Origin of the sequence: Denitratimonas organivorans (assembly GCF_037478135.1) — a bacterium.
Taxonomy (GTDB): Bacteria; Pseudomonadota; Gammaproteobacteria; order Xanthomonadales; family Xanthomonadaceae; genus Denitratimonas.
Genome location: NZ_JBBHDV010000001.1, coordinates 1 through 17,831 on the forward strand (window position 1 = coordinate 1; position 17,831 = coordinate 17,831).

Annotated in this window: 14 protein-coding genes; 7 read left to right on the forward strand and 7 right to left on the reverse strand. The window is 66.3% G+C overall.

The features are described 5' to 3' along the window. Positions 1-689, forward strand: a 689-nt coding sequence (locus tag WDB66_RS00005) for an IS110 family RNA-guided transposase (RefSeq protein ID WP_339396372.1), incomplete at its 5' end; no start/stop codon positions are given. 318 nt (positions 690-1,007) lie between these two features. Here the strand turns inward: WDB66_RS00005 and WDB66_RS00010 are convergent. After that, positions 1,008-1,646 (reverse strand): arylesterase, encoded by a 639-nt coding sequence (locus WDB66_RS00010; RefSeq protein ID WP_339396373.1) that lies wholly within the window; start codon positions 1,644-1,646, stop codon positions 1,008-1,010. A gap of 37 nt (positions 1,647-1,683) precedes the next feature. Between WDB66_RS00010 and WDB66_RS00015 the strand changes: the two genes are divergently transcribed. Both WDB66_RS00015 and WDB66_RS00020 read left to right on the forward strand, forming a co-directional pair. After that, positions 1,684-2,598, forward strand: a complete 915-nt coding sequence (locus WDB66_RS00015) for an ABC transporter ATP-binding protein (protein WP_489670798.1) — start codon at positions 1,684-1,686, stop codon at positions 2,596-2,598. Continuing rightward, positions 2,595-5,090, forward strand: coding sequence for an ABC transporter permease (locus WDB66_RS00020; protein ID WP_339396374.1), 2,496 nt, complete (start codon positions 2,595-2,597; stop codon positions 5,088-5,090). Before WDB66_RS00015 ends, WDB66_RS00020 begins: the two co-directional genes overlap by 4 nt. A gap of 142 nt (positions 5,091-5,232) precedes the next feature. Here the strand turns inward: WDB66_RS00020 and WDB66_RS00025 are convergent, their stop codons facing one another. From WDB66_RS00025 to WDB66_RS00035, 3 genes are all read right to left on the reverse strand, one after another. Further along, positions 5,233-5,910 carry a response regulator gene (locus WDB66_RS00025; RefSeq protein WP_339396375.1) on the reverse strand — a complete coding sequence of 226 codons (678 nt, stop codon included), beginning with the start codon at positions 5,908-5,910 and terminating at the stop codon, positions 5,233-5,235. A gap of 79 nt (positions 5,911-5,989) precedes the next feature. Beyond that, positions 5,990-6,754 carry a 3-hydroxybutyrate dehydrogenase gene (locus WDB66_RS00030; RefSeq protein ID WP_339396376.1) on the reverse strand — a complete coding sequence of 255 codons (765 nt, stop codon included), beginning with the start codon at positions 6,752-6,754 and terminating at the stop codon, positions 5,990-5,992. A 155-nt stretch (positions 6,755-6,909) separates the two neighbouring features. Next, positions 6,910-8,244 (reverse strand): hypothetical protein, encoded by a 1,335-nt coding sequence (locus tag WDB66_RS00035; protein WP_339396377.1) that lies wholly within the window; start codon positions 8,242-8,244, stop codon positions 6,910-6,912. A gap of 95 nt (positions 8,245-8,339) precedes the next feature. On the opposite strand from WDB66_RS00035, the gene WDB66_RS00040 reads away from it, so the two are divergent. Beyond that, positions 8,340-9,785, forward strand: coding sequence for a poly(R)-hydroxyalkanoic acid synthase subunit PhaE (locus tag WDB66_RS00040; RefSeq protein ID WP_339396378.1), 1,446 nt, complete (start codon positions 8,340-8,342; stop codon positions 9,783-9,785). After that, entirely contained in the window at positions 9,782-10,846 is a 1,065-nt protein-coding gene (gene phaC / locus WDB66_RS00045; RefSeq protein ID WP_339396379.1) for a class III poly(R)-hydroxyalkanoic acid synthase subunit PhaC, read from the forward strand. Before WDB66_RS00040 ends, phaC begins: the two co-directional genes overlap by 4 nt. A gap of 85 nt (positions 10,847-10,931) precedes the next feature. On the opposite strand, the gene phaR is transcribed toward phaC, so the two are convergent. Together phaR and phbB are read right to left on the reverse strand one after the other, a co-directional pair. Continuing rightward, positions 10,932-11,462, reverse strand: coding sequence for a polyhydroxyalkanoate synthesis repressor PhaR (gene phaR / locus WDB66_RS00050; protein WP_339396380.1), 531 nt, complete (start codon positions 11,460-11,462; stop codon positions 10,932-10,934). Positions 11,463-11,668: 206 nt separating this feature from the next. Next, on the reverse strand, positions 11,669-12,409 hold the full coding sequence (phbB, locus tag WDB66_RS00055) for an acetoacetyl-CoA reductase (protein WP_339396381.1): 741 nt from the start codon (positions 12,407-12,409) through the stop codon (positions 11,669-11,671). Positions 12,410-12,672: 263 nt separating this feature from the next. On the opposite strand from phbB, the gene WDB66_RS00060 reads away from it, so the two are divergent. Continuing rightward, positions 12,673-14,841 carry a prolyl oligopeptidase family serine peptidase gene (locus tag WDB66_RS00060; protein ID WP_339396382.1) on the forward strand — a complete coding sequence of 723 codons (2,169 nt, stop codon included), beginning with the start codon at positions 12,673-12,675 and terminating at the stop codon, positions 14,839-14,841. Positions 14,842-14,939: 98 nt separating this feature from the next. Beyond that, positions 14,940-16,994, forward strand: a complete 2,055-nt coding sequence (locus WDB66_RS00065) for a S9 family peptidase (protein ID WP_339396383.1) — start codon at positions 14,940-14,942, stop codon at positions 16,992-16,994. Positions 16,995-17,129: 135 nt separating this feature from the next. Here the strand turns inward: WDB66_RS00065 and WDB66_RS00070 are convergent, their stop codons facing one another. Then, positions 17,130-17,810 carry a hypothetical protein gene (locus WDB66_RS00070; protein ID WP_339396384.1) on the reverse strand — a complete coding sequence of 227 codons (681 nt, stop codon included), beginning with the start codon at positions 17,808-17,810 and terminating at the stop codon, positions 17,130-17,132. Between the last annotated feature and the right edge of the window lie 21 nt (positions 17,811-17,831).

Below are 17,831 nucleotides of genomic sequence, written 5' to 3' on the forward strand. Positions count from 1 at the left end.
ACCTGAGCGCCGAGCACTGTCTACGTGATCTGCTGGTGGGGCAGCGCACAGCGTGCATCAACCAGTTGCGCGGCCTGTTGGCCGAGCGCGGCTGGGTGGCCGCGCGTGGCGAGGGAGGCGTGGAAGCGCTGCTGACGACGCTGGAAGCGCCGCCGGGCGGTGAGGTCACGCCGGCTCTGATCCAGATACTGGTGCAGGTCAAACAACAGATCGCCTTCATCGACGAGCAACTCGTGCAGGTGAACCGTCGCCTGGCGCAGGTCGCCAAACATCACCCCGTGGCACGGAGGCTGGACAGCATCCACGGCGTGGGTGCCATCATCGCCACGGCGGTGCTGGCGCAGTTCGGCAACGATGTGCGCCGCTTCGCCGATGCCCGCCAGTTTGCCGCCAGCATGGGGGTCACACCCAGCGAGCACTCGTCTGGCCAGACACGACAGTTGGGCGCTATCACCAAACGCGGCGATCCGTACCTGCGTCGCCTGCTGATACAAGGCAGCCAGAGCGTGGTCAATGTCAGTGCCCGGCGCGATGACCCGATCAGCCAGTTGGCGCAGAGATTGTTGCCACGCAAACCACGCAACGCCGTGGTGGTGGCGGTCGCCAACCGCCTGGCCCGCATCATCTACGCCGTGATCAAACACGGCGAACCTTACCGCTACGGCAAGCCCGCAGCGGCCACCGTGTAACCCCCAAGGCAAGGAAGCCCATCCACACAGCGCACCCGGAAGACGGAACCAGGATCGAATCCGGCCAAGCAAATGCCGTGTAGCCCGCAGGCACATGACGTGCCGCTTATCCGATAGGCAGCTTGGCAGCGATTGACCCATCTAGGCTCGGGGCGACGGCCCCACTCATGAAGCCGAATATACGTTCGCGGTGATCTTCCCGTCCGATGGGGTTGCGCTAGAGGAGGAGTCCATATACGGGCTACGTTCCGGGGTGCGTGGTGGCAACCGGCGCAAGTGGATGCCGGGTGCTGAGGCGGAGCCGGCATGAAATGCAGGTCAATCCAGCATCGGTTCCAGCGTCTGCCAGACATGCTCCAGCACCTTCGGCTGGGATTCGGCGGTGGGGTGGATGGTGTCGGGCAGGAAGGCGGCAAGGTCGGTGGCGATGGGTTCGAGCAGGAACGGGATGAAGGCCAGATCGTTTTCCTGCGCCAGCGTGGCGAACATCGCGCGGAAGGCGTTCGCATACTCCGGGCCGTAGTTGGGTGGAATTTCGACGCCGGCCAGCAGCACCCTGGCGTTGGCCGCGTGCGCGGCATCGATGATGCGTTGCAGGTTGGCTTGCGCGGGTTGCAGCGGCAGGCCGCGCAGTGCGTCGTTGGCTCCTAGCTCCAGGATCACGATGTCCGGCGCGTGTTCTTCCAGTGCACGCGGGAACCGCGCCGCGCCGCCGCCGGTGGTTTCGCCGCTGACGCTGGCGTTGACCACACGCCAGTCCGGATGGGATTCACTCAGGCGCTGGCCGAGCAGCGCGACCCAGCCCTGCTCCGGTGAAAGCCCGTAGGCGGCCGAGAGCGAGTCGCCCATCACCAGCACGGTGCGTTGTGGTTCGGCCGCCAGCGCCGATGTCTGGGCGATGAAGAAGAACGCGATCAGCAGCGCATACACCTTGCGCCAGGTCGATGGAGTCCGCATTGTGACGGGTTCCTAATTGATTCAAGTGGAAGTGCCCATGACGGTTTCCGACGCCGCCACCCGTTCGCCTGTGCCTGCGAAAGCCGCCGCAGATACCGACACCGTGATGGTGCGCGCCCGTCAATTGGGCAAGCGAGTGAGTCTGCCTTCGGGCCCGTTAACGATACTGGAAGGCGTGGATTTCTCGATCCGCGCCGGCGAGCGCGTGGCGATCGTCGGTGCCTCGGGTTCGGGCAAATCCACGCTGCTGTCATTGCTGGCCGGGCTGGATACGCCCAGCAGCGGCGATGTGGAACTGGCCGGCACCTGGCTGGCCGGGTTGGACGAGGATGGCCGCGCCAGGCTGCGTGGTGAACAGGTCGGTTTCGTGTTCCAGGCCTTTCAATTGCTGCCCTCGCTGACGGCGCTGGAAAACGCGATGCTGCCGCTGGAACTGCGCGGCGAACGCGATGCGCGCGGCCCGGCGCAGGCGATCCTGGAAGCCGTCGGTCTGGGCGAGCGGCTGAACCACTATCCGCGCCAGCTGTCCGGCGGCGAGCAGCAGCGTGTTGCGCTGGCACGTGCCTTCGTGACACGGCCGCAGGTGCTGTTCGCCGACGAACCCACCGGCAACCTCGACACCCACACCGGCGAGGCGGTGGTGAACCTGCTGTTCCAGATGAATGCCGAATCGGGCACCACGCTGGTGCTGGTCACGCACGATCCCGAACTGGCCGCACGCTGCGACCGCGTATTGCACATCGACGCAGGTCGGCTAGCCCGCAGTTCTCACGCCGATTCGTCGCGAGACCGACCAGACGCCGTTGTGGAAGGTGATTCGAGCCGGTTGCCGGACGCAGGCGTAGCAGGCACTACGTCAAGTTCGGCAAGCGGCTCAAAGCGCCTTTCACAGCGGATGGATGGGCGGTCGCAGCAGAATTGGCGTGAGAACTGCGGGCTGTTGGCGTCATGACCGGTTGGCGTCTGGCGTGGCGCTTCCTGCGCCGCGATCTGCGCGCGGGTGAAGTCCGCGTGTTGCTGGCCGCGCTGGCACTGGCGGTGATGGCGGTGACGGCGGTGGCGTTTGTCACCGAACGCGCCGAGCGCGCGCTGGCGCTGGAAGCCAACCGCCTGCTCGGTGGCGACGTGGTGCTGCGCGGCGATGAAGCGATAGGCGAAATGCCGCGCGAGCTGGCGCGCAAACTGGGTCTTCGCCAGACTGAAACCTGGTCGTTCCGCAGCATGCTGCGCGCCGGTGAGGGCCTGAGCCTGTCCGAAGTGCGCGCGCTGGGTGAGGGCTTCCCGTTGCGCGGCCGCTACCGTATCGACGAAGGCGCCGGCGAATACGAGGCCGACGGCCTGCCGGCACCGGGCAATGTCTGGCTGACCCGCGCCGGCGCGCAACTGCTGGATGTGGCTGTCGGCGACACGGTGCGGCTGGGGCAATCGGAACTGCGTGTGGCCGCGCTGGTGGCGCAGGAACCGGATGCGGCGATGGACTATTTCAACGTCGCGCCGCGCGTGTTCGTGCGGCTGGACGAGATCCATGCCACCGGTCTGGTGCAGGAAGGCAGCCGCATCACCCACCGTTTCATCGTCGCGTCCGACGATGGCGCGGCGCAGGGTTTCGTCGATGCGATGCAGAACCGGCTGGAACGAGGACAGCGGCTGGAAACCGTGGCCGATGCGCGGCCGGAAGTGCGGCGCGCGCTGGATCGGGCCGACCGTTTTCTCGGGCTGGCCTCGCTGGTCGCGGTGATCCTGGCCGCGATCGCGGTGGCGATGGCGGCGCGGCGTCACAGCGCGCGCCATCTGGATGGCTGCGCGGTGCTGCGCTGCCTGGGTGCCAGCCAACGCACGATTTCGATCATCCACATCGGTGAGTTGATGATGCTGGGCCTGATCGGCTGCGGCCTCGGTGTGCTGGGCGGCTGGGCGGTGCAGTCGCTGCTGAGCGGTTGGCTTGCGCAGATCATGAACATCGCGGTGCCGGCGGCGGGTTGGTTGCCGGTGGCCCAAGGTTTCGCCGTGGGTTTTGTTGTGCTGCTGGCGTTTGCGGTGCCGCCGGTGGTGGCCTTGCGCAAGGTGCCGGCGCTGCGTGTCCTGCGGCGCGATATCGGCGCGGTCGAGCCGGGCGCGCTGCTGGTGACGCTGGCCGGGCTGGGCGGCGTTGCGGCGTTGTTGTGGTGGAAGGCCGGTTCGCCGACGCTGGCGCTGACCATGCTGGGCGGCATCGCCGGCACCTTCGTGGTGCTGGCGCTGCTGGCGCTGGTACTGGTGGCGGCGCTGACGCGGCTGCGCACGCGGATGCGCGGGCCGTGGCGTTATGGTCTGGCGAACGTCAGCCGCCGTCGTGCCGCCAGCATCGCGCAGATCGCCTCACTGGGTCTGGGTCTGATGGCGATCCTGCTGCTGACGCTGGTGCGCAGCGACCTGCTCGGGCGCTGGCAGCAGTCGTTCCCGGAAGACGCGCCGAACCGTTTCATCGTCAACGTGCAGCCCGATCAGCTGGACGGCGTGCGCAGCATCCTGCAACAGCACGGCGAACAGGCTCCGACGCTGTACCCGATGGTGCGCGCCCGTCTGGCCACGGTGAACGGCGAACCGGTATCGGGCGAAACCTATGCCGCGCGCGGCGACCGTGCGCGCCGCCTGGCCGAACGCGAATTCAATCTCAGCTCGGTCGCCACGCTGCGCGAGAGTGACAACGCTGTCGTCGCCGGCAGGTTCTGGCAGGCGGGGGATTCCAGCCCGCAGTTTTCAGTGGAGCAGGGCATGGCTGACGGCTTCGGCTGGAAGGTGGGCGATGTGATTGGTTTCGATATTGCCGGCAGCCATTTCGAAGCGCCGATCACCAGCCTGCGGCGGGTGGACTGGGAAAGTTTCCGGCCCAATTTCTTCGTCGAGACCCCGCTTGGCCCGCTCGATGCGCACACCGCCAGTTACATCACCTCGGCGCGTGTGGAGCGCGGCGATCCGGCGCTGACGCGGGCGCTGGTGGAGGCCTATCCGAACCTGTCGGTGGTCGATATCGACGCGGTCATCGACCAGGTCCGCAGCACCGCCGATCAGGTCGCCGGCGCGGTCGAATACGTTTTCTATTTCACCCTGCTGGCCGGCGTGCTGGTGTTGCTGGCCTCGATCAGCGCCAGCCAGGACGAGCGCCTGCTGGAAGGCGGCGTGATGCGCGTGCTGGGCGCGCGCACCGCGCAGTTGCGGCTGGCGCATGCGTCCGAATTCATCGCCATCGGTGCGATTGCCGGAGTGGTGGCCGCGATTGCCGCCAGCGTGATTTCCGGTGCCATCGCGGTACAGGTATTCGAGCAAGCGTGGGCGCCGGACTGGCGCGTGGCGCTGGCTGGTGGTGCGCTTGGCATCCTTGTGGTCGCCGTCACCGGCCTGATCGCCACCCGGCGCATCGCGCGGATGCCGCCGGCGCAGACCTTGCGGGCACTGGCCGGCTGAATCGCAGCCCGCCCACGTGGCCCGGGTAAGGCCGAAGGCCGCATCCGGGGTTGGCTTTCCCGATGATCTTGTCCCCGGGTGCGCTGCGCTTGCCCGGGCTACGTGTTGGATTCGCTCGGGTTCGGTGATTGCAAATGCCGGCTCAGTCCCTTGCCGGATCGCCATCCAGCGCACCCGGTTCGCTCAGTGCCAGTTCGCGCAGCAGCAGGCTGGCCTGGGTGCGGTTGCGCACGCCGAGTTTTTCGAAGATCGCGCTGACGTGGGCTTTCACGGTGCGCTCCTGTACATCAAGGCGGTCGGCGATCTGTTTGTTCAACAGCCCTTCGGCGATCAGGTTCAGTACCCGGAACTGCTGTGGCGTCAGGCTGGCAAGGCGGGCGGCAAGATCGCTGTCGGCGGGGTTGGAAGCGGTATCTGCCATGGCCCGGTGCAGGTCGTCGGGCAGCCAGGTTTCACAATCCAGCATCGCGGCGATGGCGTGGCGGATCTGCGCCATGTCGGTGCGCTTGGGCACGAAGCCGGCGGCGCCGTGATCGAGTACGCGCCGCACCACGCGCGGGTCGTCGTGGCCGGAGCAGACTGCCACTGCCACCTGCGGAAACTGTGCGCGTACTGCCGCCAGCCCGGCCAGGCCATGGTTGCCGGGCATGTGCAGATCCAGCAGCACCAGATCGATGTCCGGGTCGGATTCCAGCAGCGCCAGTGCGCTTTCCAGGTCGGACGCTTCCAGCACCTGGCAGTCCGGCGCGGCCGCCACTGCCGCCTGGGTCAGTGCGGCACGGAACAGCGGGTGGTCGTCGGCGATCAGCAACCTGGGCATGGCCCCGATTATCGAGGCACAGGCCCGTCTTGTCGCGCCCGGCGTCGTTGCTGCCGGTCCGCTGCGTGAAGGAAGCTGCTTACTGCACCGTCCAGCCGCCATCCACGGTGATGGCCTGGCCGGTGATGTTGCGCGCCGCCGGCGAGCACAGGAAGGCGGTGATGCCGGCTACTTCCTCGAACGTGATGAACACACCCTTGGGCATCGGCTTGAGCATGATTTCGCTGACCACCTGTTCTTCCGGGATGTTGTTGGTGCGGGCCTGGTCGGCGATCTGTTTTTCCACCAGCGGCGTCTTCAGGTAGGTCGGGCAGATGGTGTTGATGGTGATGTCGGTATCGGCGGTTTCCAGTGCCAGCACCTTGGAAAAGCCCAGCAGGCCGTGCTTGGCCGCGACATAGGCGCTCTTGTAGCGGCTGCCGACCAGCGAGTGGATCGAGCCGATGTTGACGATGCGGCCGAAGCCGCGTTCGCGCATCGACGGCAGCAACGCCTGGGTCACGCGCGCCACGCCGGTCAGCATCACATCGACGAGGAAACCCCATTTGCCGATCGGGAACTCTTCCAGCGGCGCAACATGCTGCAAGCCGGCGTTGTTGACCAGCACATCGACCGGGCGCGACAGCGCCGGCAGCAGCGCTGCGACGCTGTCGTCGGACGTCACGTCCAGCGCATGCGCTTCGGCCGAGCCACCGGCTGCGCCGATGCCGGCCGCGACCTGGGTGGCGGCCTCGAGGTTGAGATCGGTGACCACCAGATGGTGGCCGGCGGCGGCCAGATGTTCGGCAATGCCGGCGCCGATGCCGCTGCCGGCACCGGTGACAAGAATGGTGAGGGAGGTCATGTGTGGTTCTCCGAGGGAAAAGATGCGTGCGCCGGCGGCGCGATCGCGGCGAAGCCTAGCAGGGCGGTGCCACAGGCTGCGTCGTACTTTGGTCCGACGCGGCGCTCGGGCGCGGGTGATGACGTCGCGGGTGCGGGAGGATTCCAACACCTGAATCAGCGCCAGAACGGGATGCGCAGCACCGCGCTTTCCTGCTCGGTCTTCGTGTCATCGGATGAGGGCGGTGCCGCGGCATCCGGCACATCGCCATCTTCCAGTTTCAGCACATGGCGGCCCGGTGCCAGCGTGCGCACATCCAGCATCGCGACCACGCCGCGCAGGCCCTGGATCGGATCGTGCGCGTAATCGAAGGTTGGCGCGGACACCGGCACATCGTCGAGCCAGAGCCGGAAACGCTGCGGCATGCAGTCCAGCACCGCATCCGGCGTGGCGGCATGGGGATCGGCCAGTTGCGGGCACAGCCGTAGCAGTGCATCGCTGTCGTGGGACGGACGCAAGGGGATGAACAGGCGCAGCCAGTCGCCTTCGATCCGCTCGGACGGGATGTGGATGCTGGGGCGCAGATTGTCCAGGCGCGCGCGTTGGTCGGCGTAACGGCGCGGGTCCAGCGTGCGTCCGTCGCTGGCTTCGGCACGGAACAGGTCGGAGCCGTCCAGATGACGCAGCGGATCGGCGCCATCCAGCCGGATCGCGGCTACGCCGATCAGCAGCAACAGCACGCTGGCCAGTGCGATGGAGCCACGATGGCCGCCGGCATGGGCGGAAAACAGCAGCAGCGGATAGTTGGTGCCGTGCAGGAAGCGGAAGCGCAACAAGCGGTCGAAGAAGCAGTCCAGCCAGCCGGTCAGGCGCGGGAAGCGTGCCGGTCTGGCACGCAGCCGGCTGTCGATCGTGTACAGCAGCAGATAGGGCGCGAAGAACAGGATCATGCAACCCAGCAGCAGCGCGTTCACGCCCAGGCGCCGGCCCGACAACTCGTGCATCGCCACCACCAGTGCGATCACCAGGATCACCATCAGCGCGATGCCCAGCGCCAGATACGCCAGCCCCATGCCGAAGCCGAACACCTGGCTGGCGCGGTTGTCGTAGCGCTCGATGATGTCCTCGGGTGGCGGCGTGTGGCGCCGCAGCGCCTTGACGAAGGCCGGTCCCCACGGCAGCGAATCCCAGTCCACGCCGCGCGGATACACCGACACCAGCCCGACCAGCGCCACCCAGTAACCGCGCACGCACAGGTGCAGCAGGAAGGTCAGGATCAGTGCCAGGCAGGCGGTCATCAGGTACAGGTACGGCATCGTTGCGACCGGCTGGTAGACCGCGTCCAGACGCGGCACCAGCGCGTAATAGACCTGATCCATCAGACGCGGCACCTGCAGCAGCGAGAACACCGTGGCACCGGAAATCAGCAGTTCCATTTCCCAGGTGGGCGTGGTGCGGCGCGGCAGCGGATCACGGCCGGGCACGGGTGCGGGAGATGATGAATCACTCATGGCGGTTCCGGAGGGTGGCGGGGTGCGCAGGCTGTCATCGGCGTTGCGCGGCGTCACGGCATACTATGAGGCGCGATCGCAACAGGAGAATGCCCATGAATACGGCCAGTGGCACGCAGTATCCCGGTTTGGAACCCTGGATGCGTGCCTTCCGCGAGACGATGTCCGCTTTCCAGTCCCAGGGTGCGCCAGCGGCGGCCGGGTTTTCCGGCATGTCGGGGATGCACGGCATGACGGGAATGCCGGATCTGTCCGCGCTGTTTGGACAGTCGGCGTGGTCGCCCGGCCAGAACTGGGGTGCGGGCGCACCGTGGGCAGGTACGGCGCCGTGGGTGGCTTTGGCACAGATGCCGGGCATGATGCCCGGCGCGATGGCGGGCAGTGCGCCTGGTGTGGGCGGCATGTTCTCGGGCATGTTCGACCAGCTCTCGACGCTGGCGCAGGGCCAGTGGCAGCATTTGGCCGCGCAGTTCGCCACGCCTGCAACGCAAACCGGCGCTGGCATCGAACAGTGGCGCCAACTGCTGGAAGCAATGGCGCCAGCGATGGCCGCCGCAGCGCAGACACCGGCACCGCTGGCCGATGTCGAAAAATCCTGGCGCGAGGCGCTGTCCACGCCGCAGGTCGGGCCGATGCGCGAGCACGTCGAACGCTGGCAGCAGGCGATGCTGGCGCAACTGGATTACCAGCAGGCGGCACGCGCGTTTTCCGAACTGCTCGGGAAGATTCTGAGCCAGGCGCAGCGCCTGTTTGAACAACGTCTGGCGGCACGTGCGCAGGAAAGTTCCGGCGAGCCGCTGCCGTCGATGCGCGCGCTGTTCGACGAATGGATCGAGGCCGGCGAGCAGGCCTGGGCCGAACATGCAGGCAGCGATGAATTCGTCGCCGCACTGGGTGCCTACACCAACGCACAGTTGCGGGTCCGCGCCGCGATGGCCGACCAGATCAACCGTCTGGCTGAATCGCTTGGCCTGCCCACGCGCCAGGAGGTGGAAGCCGACCACCGTCGCATCGCCGAACTGCAACGTGAGCTGCGCCGCCTGCGCGCTCAGGTCGAAGCCCTGCATGGCGCGGATCGTCCGCAGCGCAATCCCGTGTCTGCGGCGAGCGCAAAACCCGCATCGGCCGAAGCATCCCCCGCCGTGGTGCCGCTGCACGGCGCGGCGGCAGAGGCGGCACCTGCCGCAACAACGGACGTATCTGCGGCGCCGGCGAAAAAGCCGCGCCGCGCCGCCGCCACTGCCGCGCCGGTACGCAAGGCCAGAACCGGCAAGGCGCTGAAGACCGCAGCTTCGGCCAAGGCCGAAAAACCGGAGAAGGCAACCACGCCCAAACCGGAAAAGCCCCGCGCCAAAGCCGCGACCAGGGCCGCAACGAAAGCGGTGACCAAGGCCGCGACCAAGGCCCGCGCCGCACGCACCGGGCCCGCATCCGCAGCCTCGGGCAATGTGCTGCCGATCGTCTCGCTACCGCGCGCAATCGGTGTCGCCGCGCCCGCCCGGAAAACTGAAGCAGCGCCACGCAGGAGGGCCAGCAAATGATCGCTCCGAGCAGCCTTGACCCGTTCCGGTTCGGCCGCGAGATGGCCGATTTCGGCCGTCGTCTGGCCACCGGCCCGCGCACCCTGCGCGAGGTGGGCGATGTCGACTTCGGTTGTTCGCCCAAGGACGCGGTCTACCGCGACGACAAGCTCACCCTGTACCGCTACGCCAACCCGAACCGGCGCAAGGGTGCGGTGCCGCTGCTGATCAGCTATGCCCTGGTCAACCGCCCCTACATGGTCGATCTGCAGGAAAACCGTTCGCTGGTGCGCGGCTTGCTGGCGCGCGGCGAAGATGTCTACCTGATCGACTGGGGCTATCCGGACCGGTCCGACCGCTATCTGGACATGGAGGACTACGTCGAGCGCCTGCTCGGTGGCTGCGTCGATTTCCTGCGCGCCAGCCACGGCATCGATGCGGTCAATCTGGTCGGCATCTGCCAGGGCGGGGTGATGGCGCTGTGTTATGCCGCGCTGCATCCGGACAAGGTCCGCAACCTGATCACCACGGTCACGCCGGTGGATTTCCACACCCCGGACAATCTGCTCTCGCGCTGGGTCCAGTCGATCGACATGGACCTGATGGTCGACACGCTCGGCAATGTGCCGGCCGACCAGATGAACCTGTGCTACCTGATGCTCAAGCCGTTCCGGCTCAATTTCCAGAAATACGCGGGGTTTGTCGACACGCTGGAAAACGCCGGCCAGGTCGAGGATTTCCTGCGGATGGAAAAGTGGATCTTCGATTCACCCGACCAGGCCGGGGAAATGCTGCGCCAGTTCGTCAACCAGTTCTACAAGGGCAACGGTTTTATCAACGGCGGCATCCGGGTCGGTGACCGCGCCCCGAGCCTGCGGGATGTCACGATGCCGGTGCTGAACATCTATGCCTTGCAGGACCACCTGGTGCCGCCGGACGCTTCGCGTGCGCTCAAGGAGCTGGTCGGTACCGACGACTACAGCGAACTGGCTTTCCGTGGCGGCCACATCGGCATCTACGTCTCCAGCCGCGCGCAGCAGGAAGTGCCGACCGCGATCTGCGACTGGCTGTCGCGGCGTTGAGAAACTGCCGCCGCTGCGATGAAAGACGCAAACGGAAACGGGGCCGCGATGGCCCCGTTTTCGATGTGCTTGATGCTGCTGCGACTCAGCGTTTGGTGTTGCCACGCGGTGTCGGGGCCGGGCCGCTGGTGCCGGTACCCGCGCCTGTGCCGGTGCCGGTACGCGCCTGATCGGCCGGGATCGAGCTGACCAGTCCCTGCTGGAAGTTCTTCCAGATATCCAGATTGCGTTCGGTCAGCTGGTTCAACATGCTCCACGGGGTCTGGCCCATGAGGTTGGTGAGCTGGCTGCGAAACTGGTTCTGCTGGTCCAGGAACAGCTGCATCGAGCGTTCCAGATAATTGCCCATGAAGCCCTGCAGCGCATCACCGTAGAAGCGGATGATCTGGGTCAGCAGCTCGGTGGAGAAGATCGGCGTGCCGCGTTCCTCGTGCTCGGCGATGATCTGCAGCAGGACGGTGCGGGTCAGGTCTTCGCCGCTCTTGGCATCGATGACCTCGAAGCTTTCGCCATCGCAGATCAACTGCCGAACGTCTTCCAGCGTGATGTAGCTGGAAATTTCGGTGTCGTAGAGCCGGCGGTTGGGATACTTCTTGATGACGCGTTTCTGTGCCATGTCAGGGCCTGTGTAGTGCGGCGGATGGCCGATGCCTGAAGTGTGCCAGCGCATCCGCCTTCAGTGGGCCGGAGCGGCGGCGATTCGCTGCTGGCGGCCGTCGCCGGGGCGGGGAGGAGGGCAGCCGCGCTGGCGGTATGCCCTGCCGGATGCGGTCCGGGCGGCTTTTCAGCATCGCGTACCCGGATGGCGCTTGCAAGCCGGGCTTACCAGCCCATGTGGTGGCCGCCGTTGATGTCGAGGTTGGAGCCGGTGATCCAGGCCGCCTGTTCGTCGACCAGGAAGGCCACCGCGTAGGCGATTTCCGCCGGTGTGCCGAGGCGCCCGGTGGGGATGTCGGCAACAATCTTGGCGCGTACTTCCTCCGGCACCGCCATCACCATGTCGGTGCCCACATAGCCGGGCGAAACGGTGTTGACGGTGATGCCCAGCTTGGCGTTTTCGCGCGCCAGCGAGATCGTGAAACCATGCATGCCGGCCTTGGCCGCGGCGTAGTTGGCCTGGCCGTACTGGCCCTTGAGGCCGTTGATCGAGCTGATCTGCACGATGCGGCCCCATTTGCGCGCGCGCATGCCTTCGATCACCGGGCGGGTGACGTTGAAGCAGGCATTGAGGTTGGTGTTGACCACCTCGTGCCACTGTTCCGGCGTCATCCGGTGGAAGGTGGTGTCGCGGGTGATGCCGGCGTTGTTGACCAGGATGTCGATCGGCCCGAGTTCGGCCTCGATCGCGGCCACCAGCGCCTGCGAGGAGGCGGTGTCGGAAACGTCACCGGGGAAGATCGAGAATTCGTAGCCTTCCGCGCGCATCTTCTCCTGCCAGGCGCGGGCGCGGGATTCGTCGCGGTAGTTGGTGGCGACCTTGTGCCCGGCATCGGCCAGGCGCTTGCAGATCGCGGTGCCGATGCCACCGGTACCGCCGGTGACCAGTGCGATGCGTACAGTCATTGGAAACTCCCTCGGTGATTCGCGCTCGAATGGCGCGCTTCCCGCGATTCTACATGTTGCAGGCGACAGGTCCCGTGTTGCCGGCCGGGCCACGGGCCGGCATTGCCGGCAAGGGCCGGTGACCGCAGGTCCGGGCGCGGTGGAATGTCCGCCGGCAACACCGCAGTCCGGCGCCGCAGGCGCGCCGGGCATGACTTTCGGCAAGCACCGGACGGGCCCGTGCCGTGGTAGCGTGCCGGCCACATGTACCCAGGAGTTCCGCCATGTCCCGTCTTGCTCTTGCCTGGCTGCCCGCCGGGCTCGCGCTGCTGTCCGCCTGCGCAACCGTGAACGAAAAGACCCCGGAGGCCCCGACCGCCGCCAGCACGGCTGCCACTGCGGCGGAAGATCCCTATCTGTGGCTGGAGGATGTCGGCGGCGACACCGCGCTGGACTGGGTGCGCGGGCACAACGAACAGACCCGCCAGACGGTGGAATCGGCGCCGGGTTTCGCGCAGCTGGAAGAAAGCCTGCTGGAAGTGCTGGATTCGGACGACAAGATCCCGTTCGTCTACAAACAGGGCGATTATTTCTACAACTTCTGGACCGACCAGCAGAACCAGCGCGGCATCTGGCGGCGCACCACGCTGGATGAATACCGCAAGCCGAATCCGGCCTGGGAAACCCTGATCGACCTCGACGCGCTGAACCAGGCCGAAGGCGAAAACTGGGTCTGGCACGGCGCATCGTGCCTGCGGCCGAAGGAAAAGGGCGCACCCTGGGTGCGCTGCCTGGTGGATCTTTCGCGCGGCGGTGCCGATGCCGACGTGACGCGGGAGTTCAACCTGGAAACCCGCGAATGGATCGAAGGCGGCTTCTACCGTCCCGAGGCCAAGGGCTCGCTGGGCTGGATCGACGAGAACACGGTCTACGTGGCCACCGACTTTGGTGACGGCTCGATGACCAGCTCCGGCTACGCCCGCATCGTCAAGGAATGGAAGCGCGGCACGCCGATGGAAGCGGCCAAGGTGGTGTTCGAAGGGCAGGCCGAGGACGTTTCGGTCGGTGCCTTCCATGACAGCACGCGCGGCTACGAGCGCGACTTCGTGTTCCGCGCGCCGGCCTTCTTCAGCAATGAAATCTATCTGCGCCAGGCCGATGGCGAACTGGTCAAGATCGATGTGCCCGATTCGGCCAACAAGAGCGCCTACCGCGAATGGTTGACGATCCGCCTGCGCGAGCCCTGGACGGTCGATGGCAGGACCTATCAGGCCGGCTCCCTGCTGGCCGCGAACTTCGACGACTTCATCGCCGGCAAGCGTGAGCTTTCGGTGGTGTTCGAGCCGGATGAGCGCAGTTCGCTGTCCAGCTTCGGCGTTACCCGCGACCACGTCTACATCAATGTGCTGGAAGACGTGAAGAACCGCATCTATCTGGTCACGCCCGGTGAGGGAACCTGGGCACGCACGCCGCTGCCGCACCAGCCGGCCTTCGGCACGGTCAGCATCAGCGCGGTGGATGACGAGGAATCCAACGACTTCTTCATGACCGTCACCGACTACCTGACCCCGACCTCGCTCTACCTGGGCAGCATCGGCGGCGATGAGCCGGAACTGTTGAAGCAGCTGCCGGCGTTCTTCGACGCCAGCCCGTACGAGATCACCCAGAACTTCGCGACCAGCAAGGACGGCACCCGCGTGCCGTACTTCATGGTGGCACGCAAGGATCTGGTGAGGAACGGCCGCAACCCGACCCTGCTGTACGGCTATGGCGGCTTTGAAGTCTCGCTGCTGCCCGGCTACAGCGCTGCGGTCGGACGTGGCTGGCTGTCCGAGGGCGGCGTCTACGTGGTCGCCAATATCCGTGGCGGCGGCGAGTACGGCCCGCGCTGGCATCAGGCCGCGCTCAAGCAGCACCGTCACCGTGCCTACGAGGACTTCGCAGCCGTGGCGCAGGATCTGATCGCGCGCGACATCACCGCGCCGGCGCATCTGGGCATCCAGGGCGGCAGCAATGGCGGCCTGCTGATGGGCAATATGACGGTGATGTATCCGGAACTGTTCGGCGCAGTGGTCTGCCAGGTGCCGCTGCTGGACATGAAGCGTTACAACCAGCTGCTGGCCGGTGCCTCGTGGATGGCCGAATACGGCAACCCGGACACCGACGACTGGGAATTCCTGAAGCAGTACTCGCCGTACCAGAACGTGCGCGCCGACGTGAGTTACCCGCCGGTGCTGTTCACCACATCCACCCGCGATGACCGCGTGCATCCGGGCCATGCGCGCAAGATGTTCGCGCGCATGCAGGAGCAGGGCCACGATGTGACCTATTACGAGAACATCGAAGGCGGTCACGGCGGTGCAGCCGACAACCGCCAGCGCGCCCACATGCAGGCGCTGGCCTACACCTATCTGAAGCAGCACCTGTTCGATTCGAACGGGGCGGCGCAGTGAGGTTTGCGTCCGGTGGCAAGTGGGCACTGGCATGGCTGGCAGGCTGCGTACTGGCAGCCTGCGGCAGCACTCCGCAGCGTGATGCGATGAACAATCCGATGGCATCCCAGCCCGCACCGCCGATGGCCGCCACCCAGCCGTACCAGGTGGTGGCACCGCACGGTGCCAGCCGCGAAGACCCGTACTACTGGCTGCGCGACGACAGCCGCGAGAATCCCGCGGTCATCGCCTATCTGGAAGCCGAGAACGCCTACACCGATGCGCTGCTGGCGCCGCAGGCCGAGGTCCGCAGCACGCTGTATGACGAGATCGTCGCGCGGATCAAGCCGGACGATGCCAGCGTGCCGTTTCTGGAAAAGGGTTATTGGTATTACAGTCGCTACGAGGAAGGCGGCCAGTACCCGATCCACGCACGCCGCAAGGGCAGCATGGAGGCGCCGGAGGAAATCCTGCTCGATGGCAATGCGCTGGCGCAGGACAAGGGCTATTTCCAGATCGGCAGTTACGAAGTCAGCCCCGGCGGACGTCTGCTGGCCTGGGTCGAGGATGACGTGGGCCGTCGCCAGTACACGCTGCGGATCCGGGATCTGGCCACCGGCAACGTGCATGCCGATGTGATCGAAGGCATCGCGCCGGCACTGGTATGGGGCGCCGATGACAGCACCCTGTACTACATCGAAAACGACCCGGAAACCCTGCTCGGCAAGCGCGTCAAACGGCATCGCCTCGGCACTCCGGCCAGCGCCGACGAGCTGGTCTACGAGGAGGCCGACGAAACCTTCTACCTGTGGATTTCGCGCACCCGCTCCGAGCAGTACCTGTGCATCACGCTGGAGAGCACGGTGTCCAGCGAGCTGCGTTGCACTTCGCTGGAAGACCCGACGGATTTCTTCGTGCTGGCACCGCGCCAGCGTGATTTCCTGTACGACGCCGATCATCTGGACGGTCGCTGGGTGATCCGCACCGACTGGGACGCGCCCAACTACCGGCTGATGACCGTGGCCGAGGACGCCGTGGGCGACCGTGCCCGCTGGCAGGAATGGATCGCGCACGACGAGGAAGTGTTCCTCTCCGGCTTCGAGCTGTTCCACGGCTTTGTCGCGCTGGGTGAACGCTCCGAAGGCCTGCGCCGTATCCGCGTGCTGCCGCGCGACGGCGAGCCTTTCCTGGTGAAGGCGGACGAACCGGCCTACACCATGGGGCTTTCGATCAACGCCGAGCCGGACAGCGGCTGGCTGCGCTACGTCTACACCTCGCTGACGACGCCGCAGACCACCTACGAACTGAACGTGGCCAGCGGCGAGCGTCGTCTGCTCAAGACCGAACCGGTGCTCGGTTACGACGCCAGCGCCTACGTCACCGAGCGCATCTGGGCGACGGCACGTGACGGGGTGAAGATTCCGGTATCGCTGGTTCACCGCAAGGATGTGCCGCGCGATGGCAGCGCCGCGCTGCTGCAATACGCCTACGGCTCCTACGGCAACTCCGTCGATCCGCGCTTCAACGTCGCGCTGCCGTCGCTGTTGGATCGCGGCATGGTCTACGCCATCGCGCACGTCCGTGGCGGCCAGGAACTGGGCCGGCACTGGTACGAGGACGGCAAATTGCTGAACAAGATCAATACCTTCACCGACTTCATCGATGTGACCACGCATCTGGTGGCTGAAGGCTATGCCGCACCGGATCGCGTCGCCGCTGCCGGTGGCAGCGCCGGCGGCCTGCTGATCGGCGCGGTCGCGAACATGGCGCCGCAGCACTATGCGGTGATGAACGCCGGCGTGCCGTTCGTGGATGTGGTCACCACCATGCTCGACACCACGATCCCGCTGACCACCAACGAATACGACGAGTGGGGCAATCCGCAGGATCCGGTCTACTACGACTACATGCTGTCCTACTCGCCCTATGACCAGATCAAGGCGCAGGACTACCCGGCGCTGTATGTGGATACCGGGCTATGGGATTCGCAGGTGCAGTACTGGGAGCCGGCCAAATGGGTCGCCAGGTTGCGCGCCACCGGCACCGGCAACAAGCCGATCCTGCTGCGCACCAATATGGAAGCCGGCCACGGTGGCCAGTCCGGCCGCTTCGCGCGCTATCAACAGACCGCGGAGTGGTATGCCTTCATGCTGGATCAGTTGAACGTGGATTGAAGGCCGGGCGTGACCGCAGGTACTCGCGGGTCGCGCTGGATGGTCAGGCAGCTGTTCGCCTGATTGTCGTTTTCAGGACCGGGCCCGGTCAGGGATGGCCGGGCCTCAGGTCCGGCCCGCATCCGCGATTGCCGCTCAGGGGCCGCCAAACCAGCCGGACTGCTCCAGCTTCAGCCGTGTGGTGTCGTCGGCCGGGCGTGCGACCAGCCCGCCACGGCCGCCGAGGGTGACCTCGAACTGCGCGCCATCGAGCATCGGCAGGTAGGCCGCGCTGCCGTGGTGGGCATCGACGAAGGGCAGCCAGCGCGGGAACTGCTGCTTGATCGTCCACAGATCCAGCAGCGCGTCTTCATCCAGTGCATGCACGCTGCGCTCGGCTTCGCGCTCGGCGCGGATATCGCGGTAGCGTCCGGAAATACGTTCCAGCCGGTACAGCGGTGGCGCGCCAGCCAGCAGCGCCGGCAGTTTCCACGAGATCACCCGTGCATCCAGCTGCCATTCGTCGCCGCGCAGCGTGAGCTCGCGGCGGCGGCCGTCGGCGGTATCCAGAGTGGCGGTGAAATGTTGCGGGCCATGCGCCTGGAAAGCGAGCCGGGCGACGGTGACTTCGCGTTCCAGCGTCAGGTAATGGTGCAGCGACAACGCCAGTCCGATCAGCCCGATGGCCGCCAGCGCGAAGGCGAACGCGAACAGGCCGCGCAGCCCGTTGCCGGTGCGTGAGCGGAAGACCGGCCGACGCCGCATGCCGACGATCAGCATCAGCGCGAACAACGCGCAGGCCAGCGCGGGAATCAGGACGAACAGCGACGGAGACATGGCAGGTTCGCAGTCGGAACG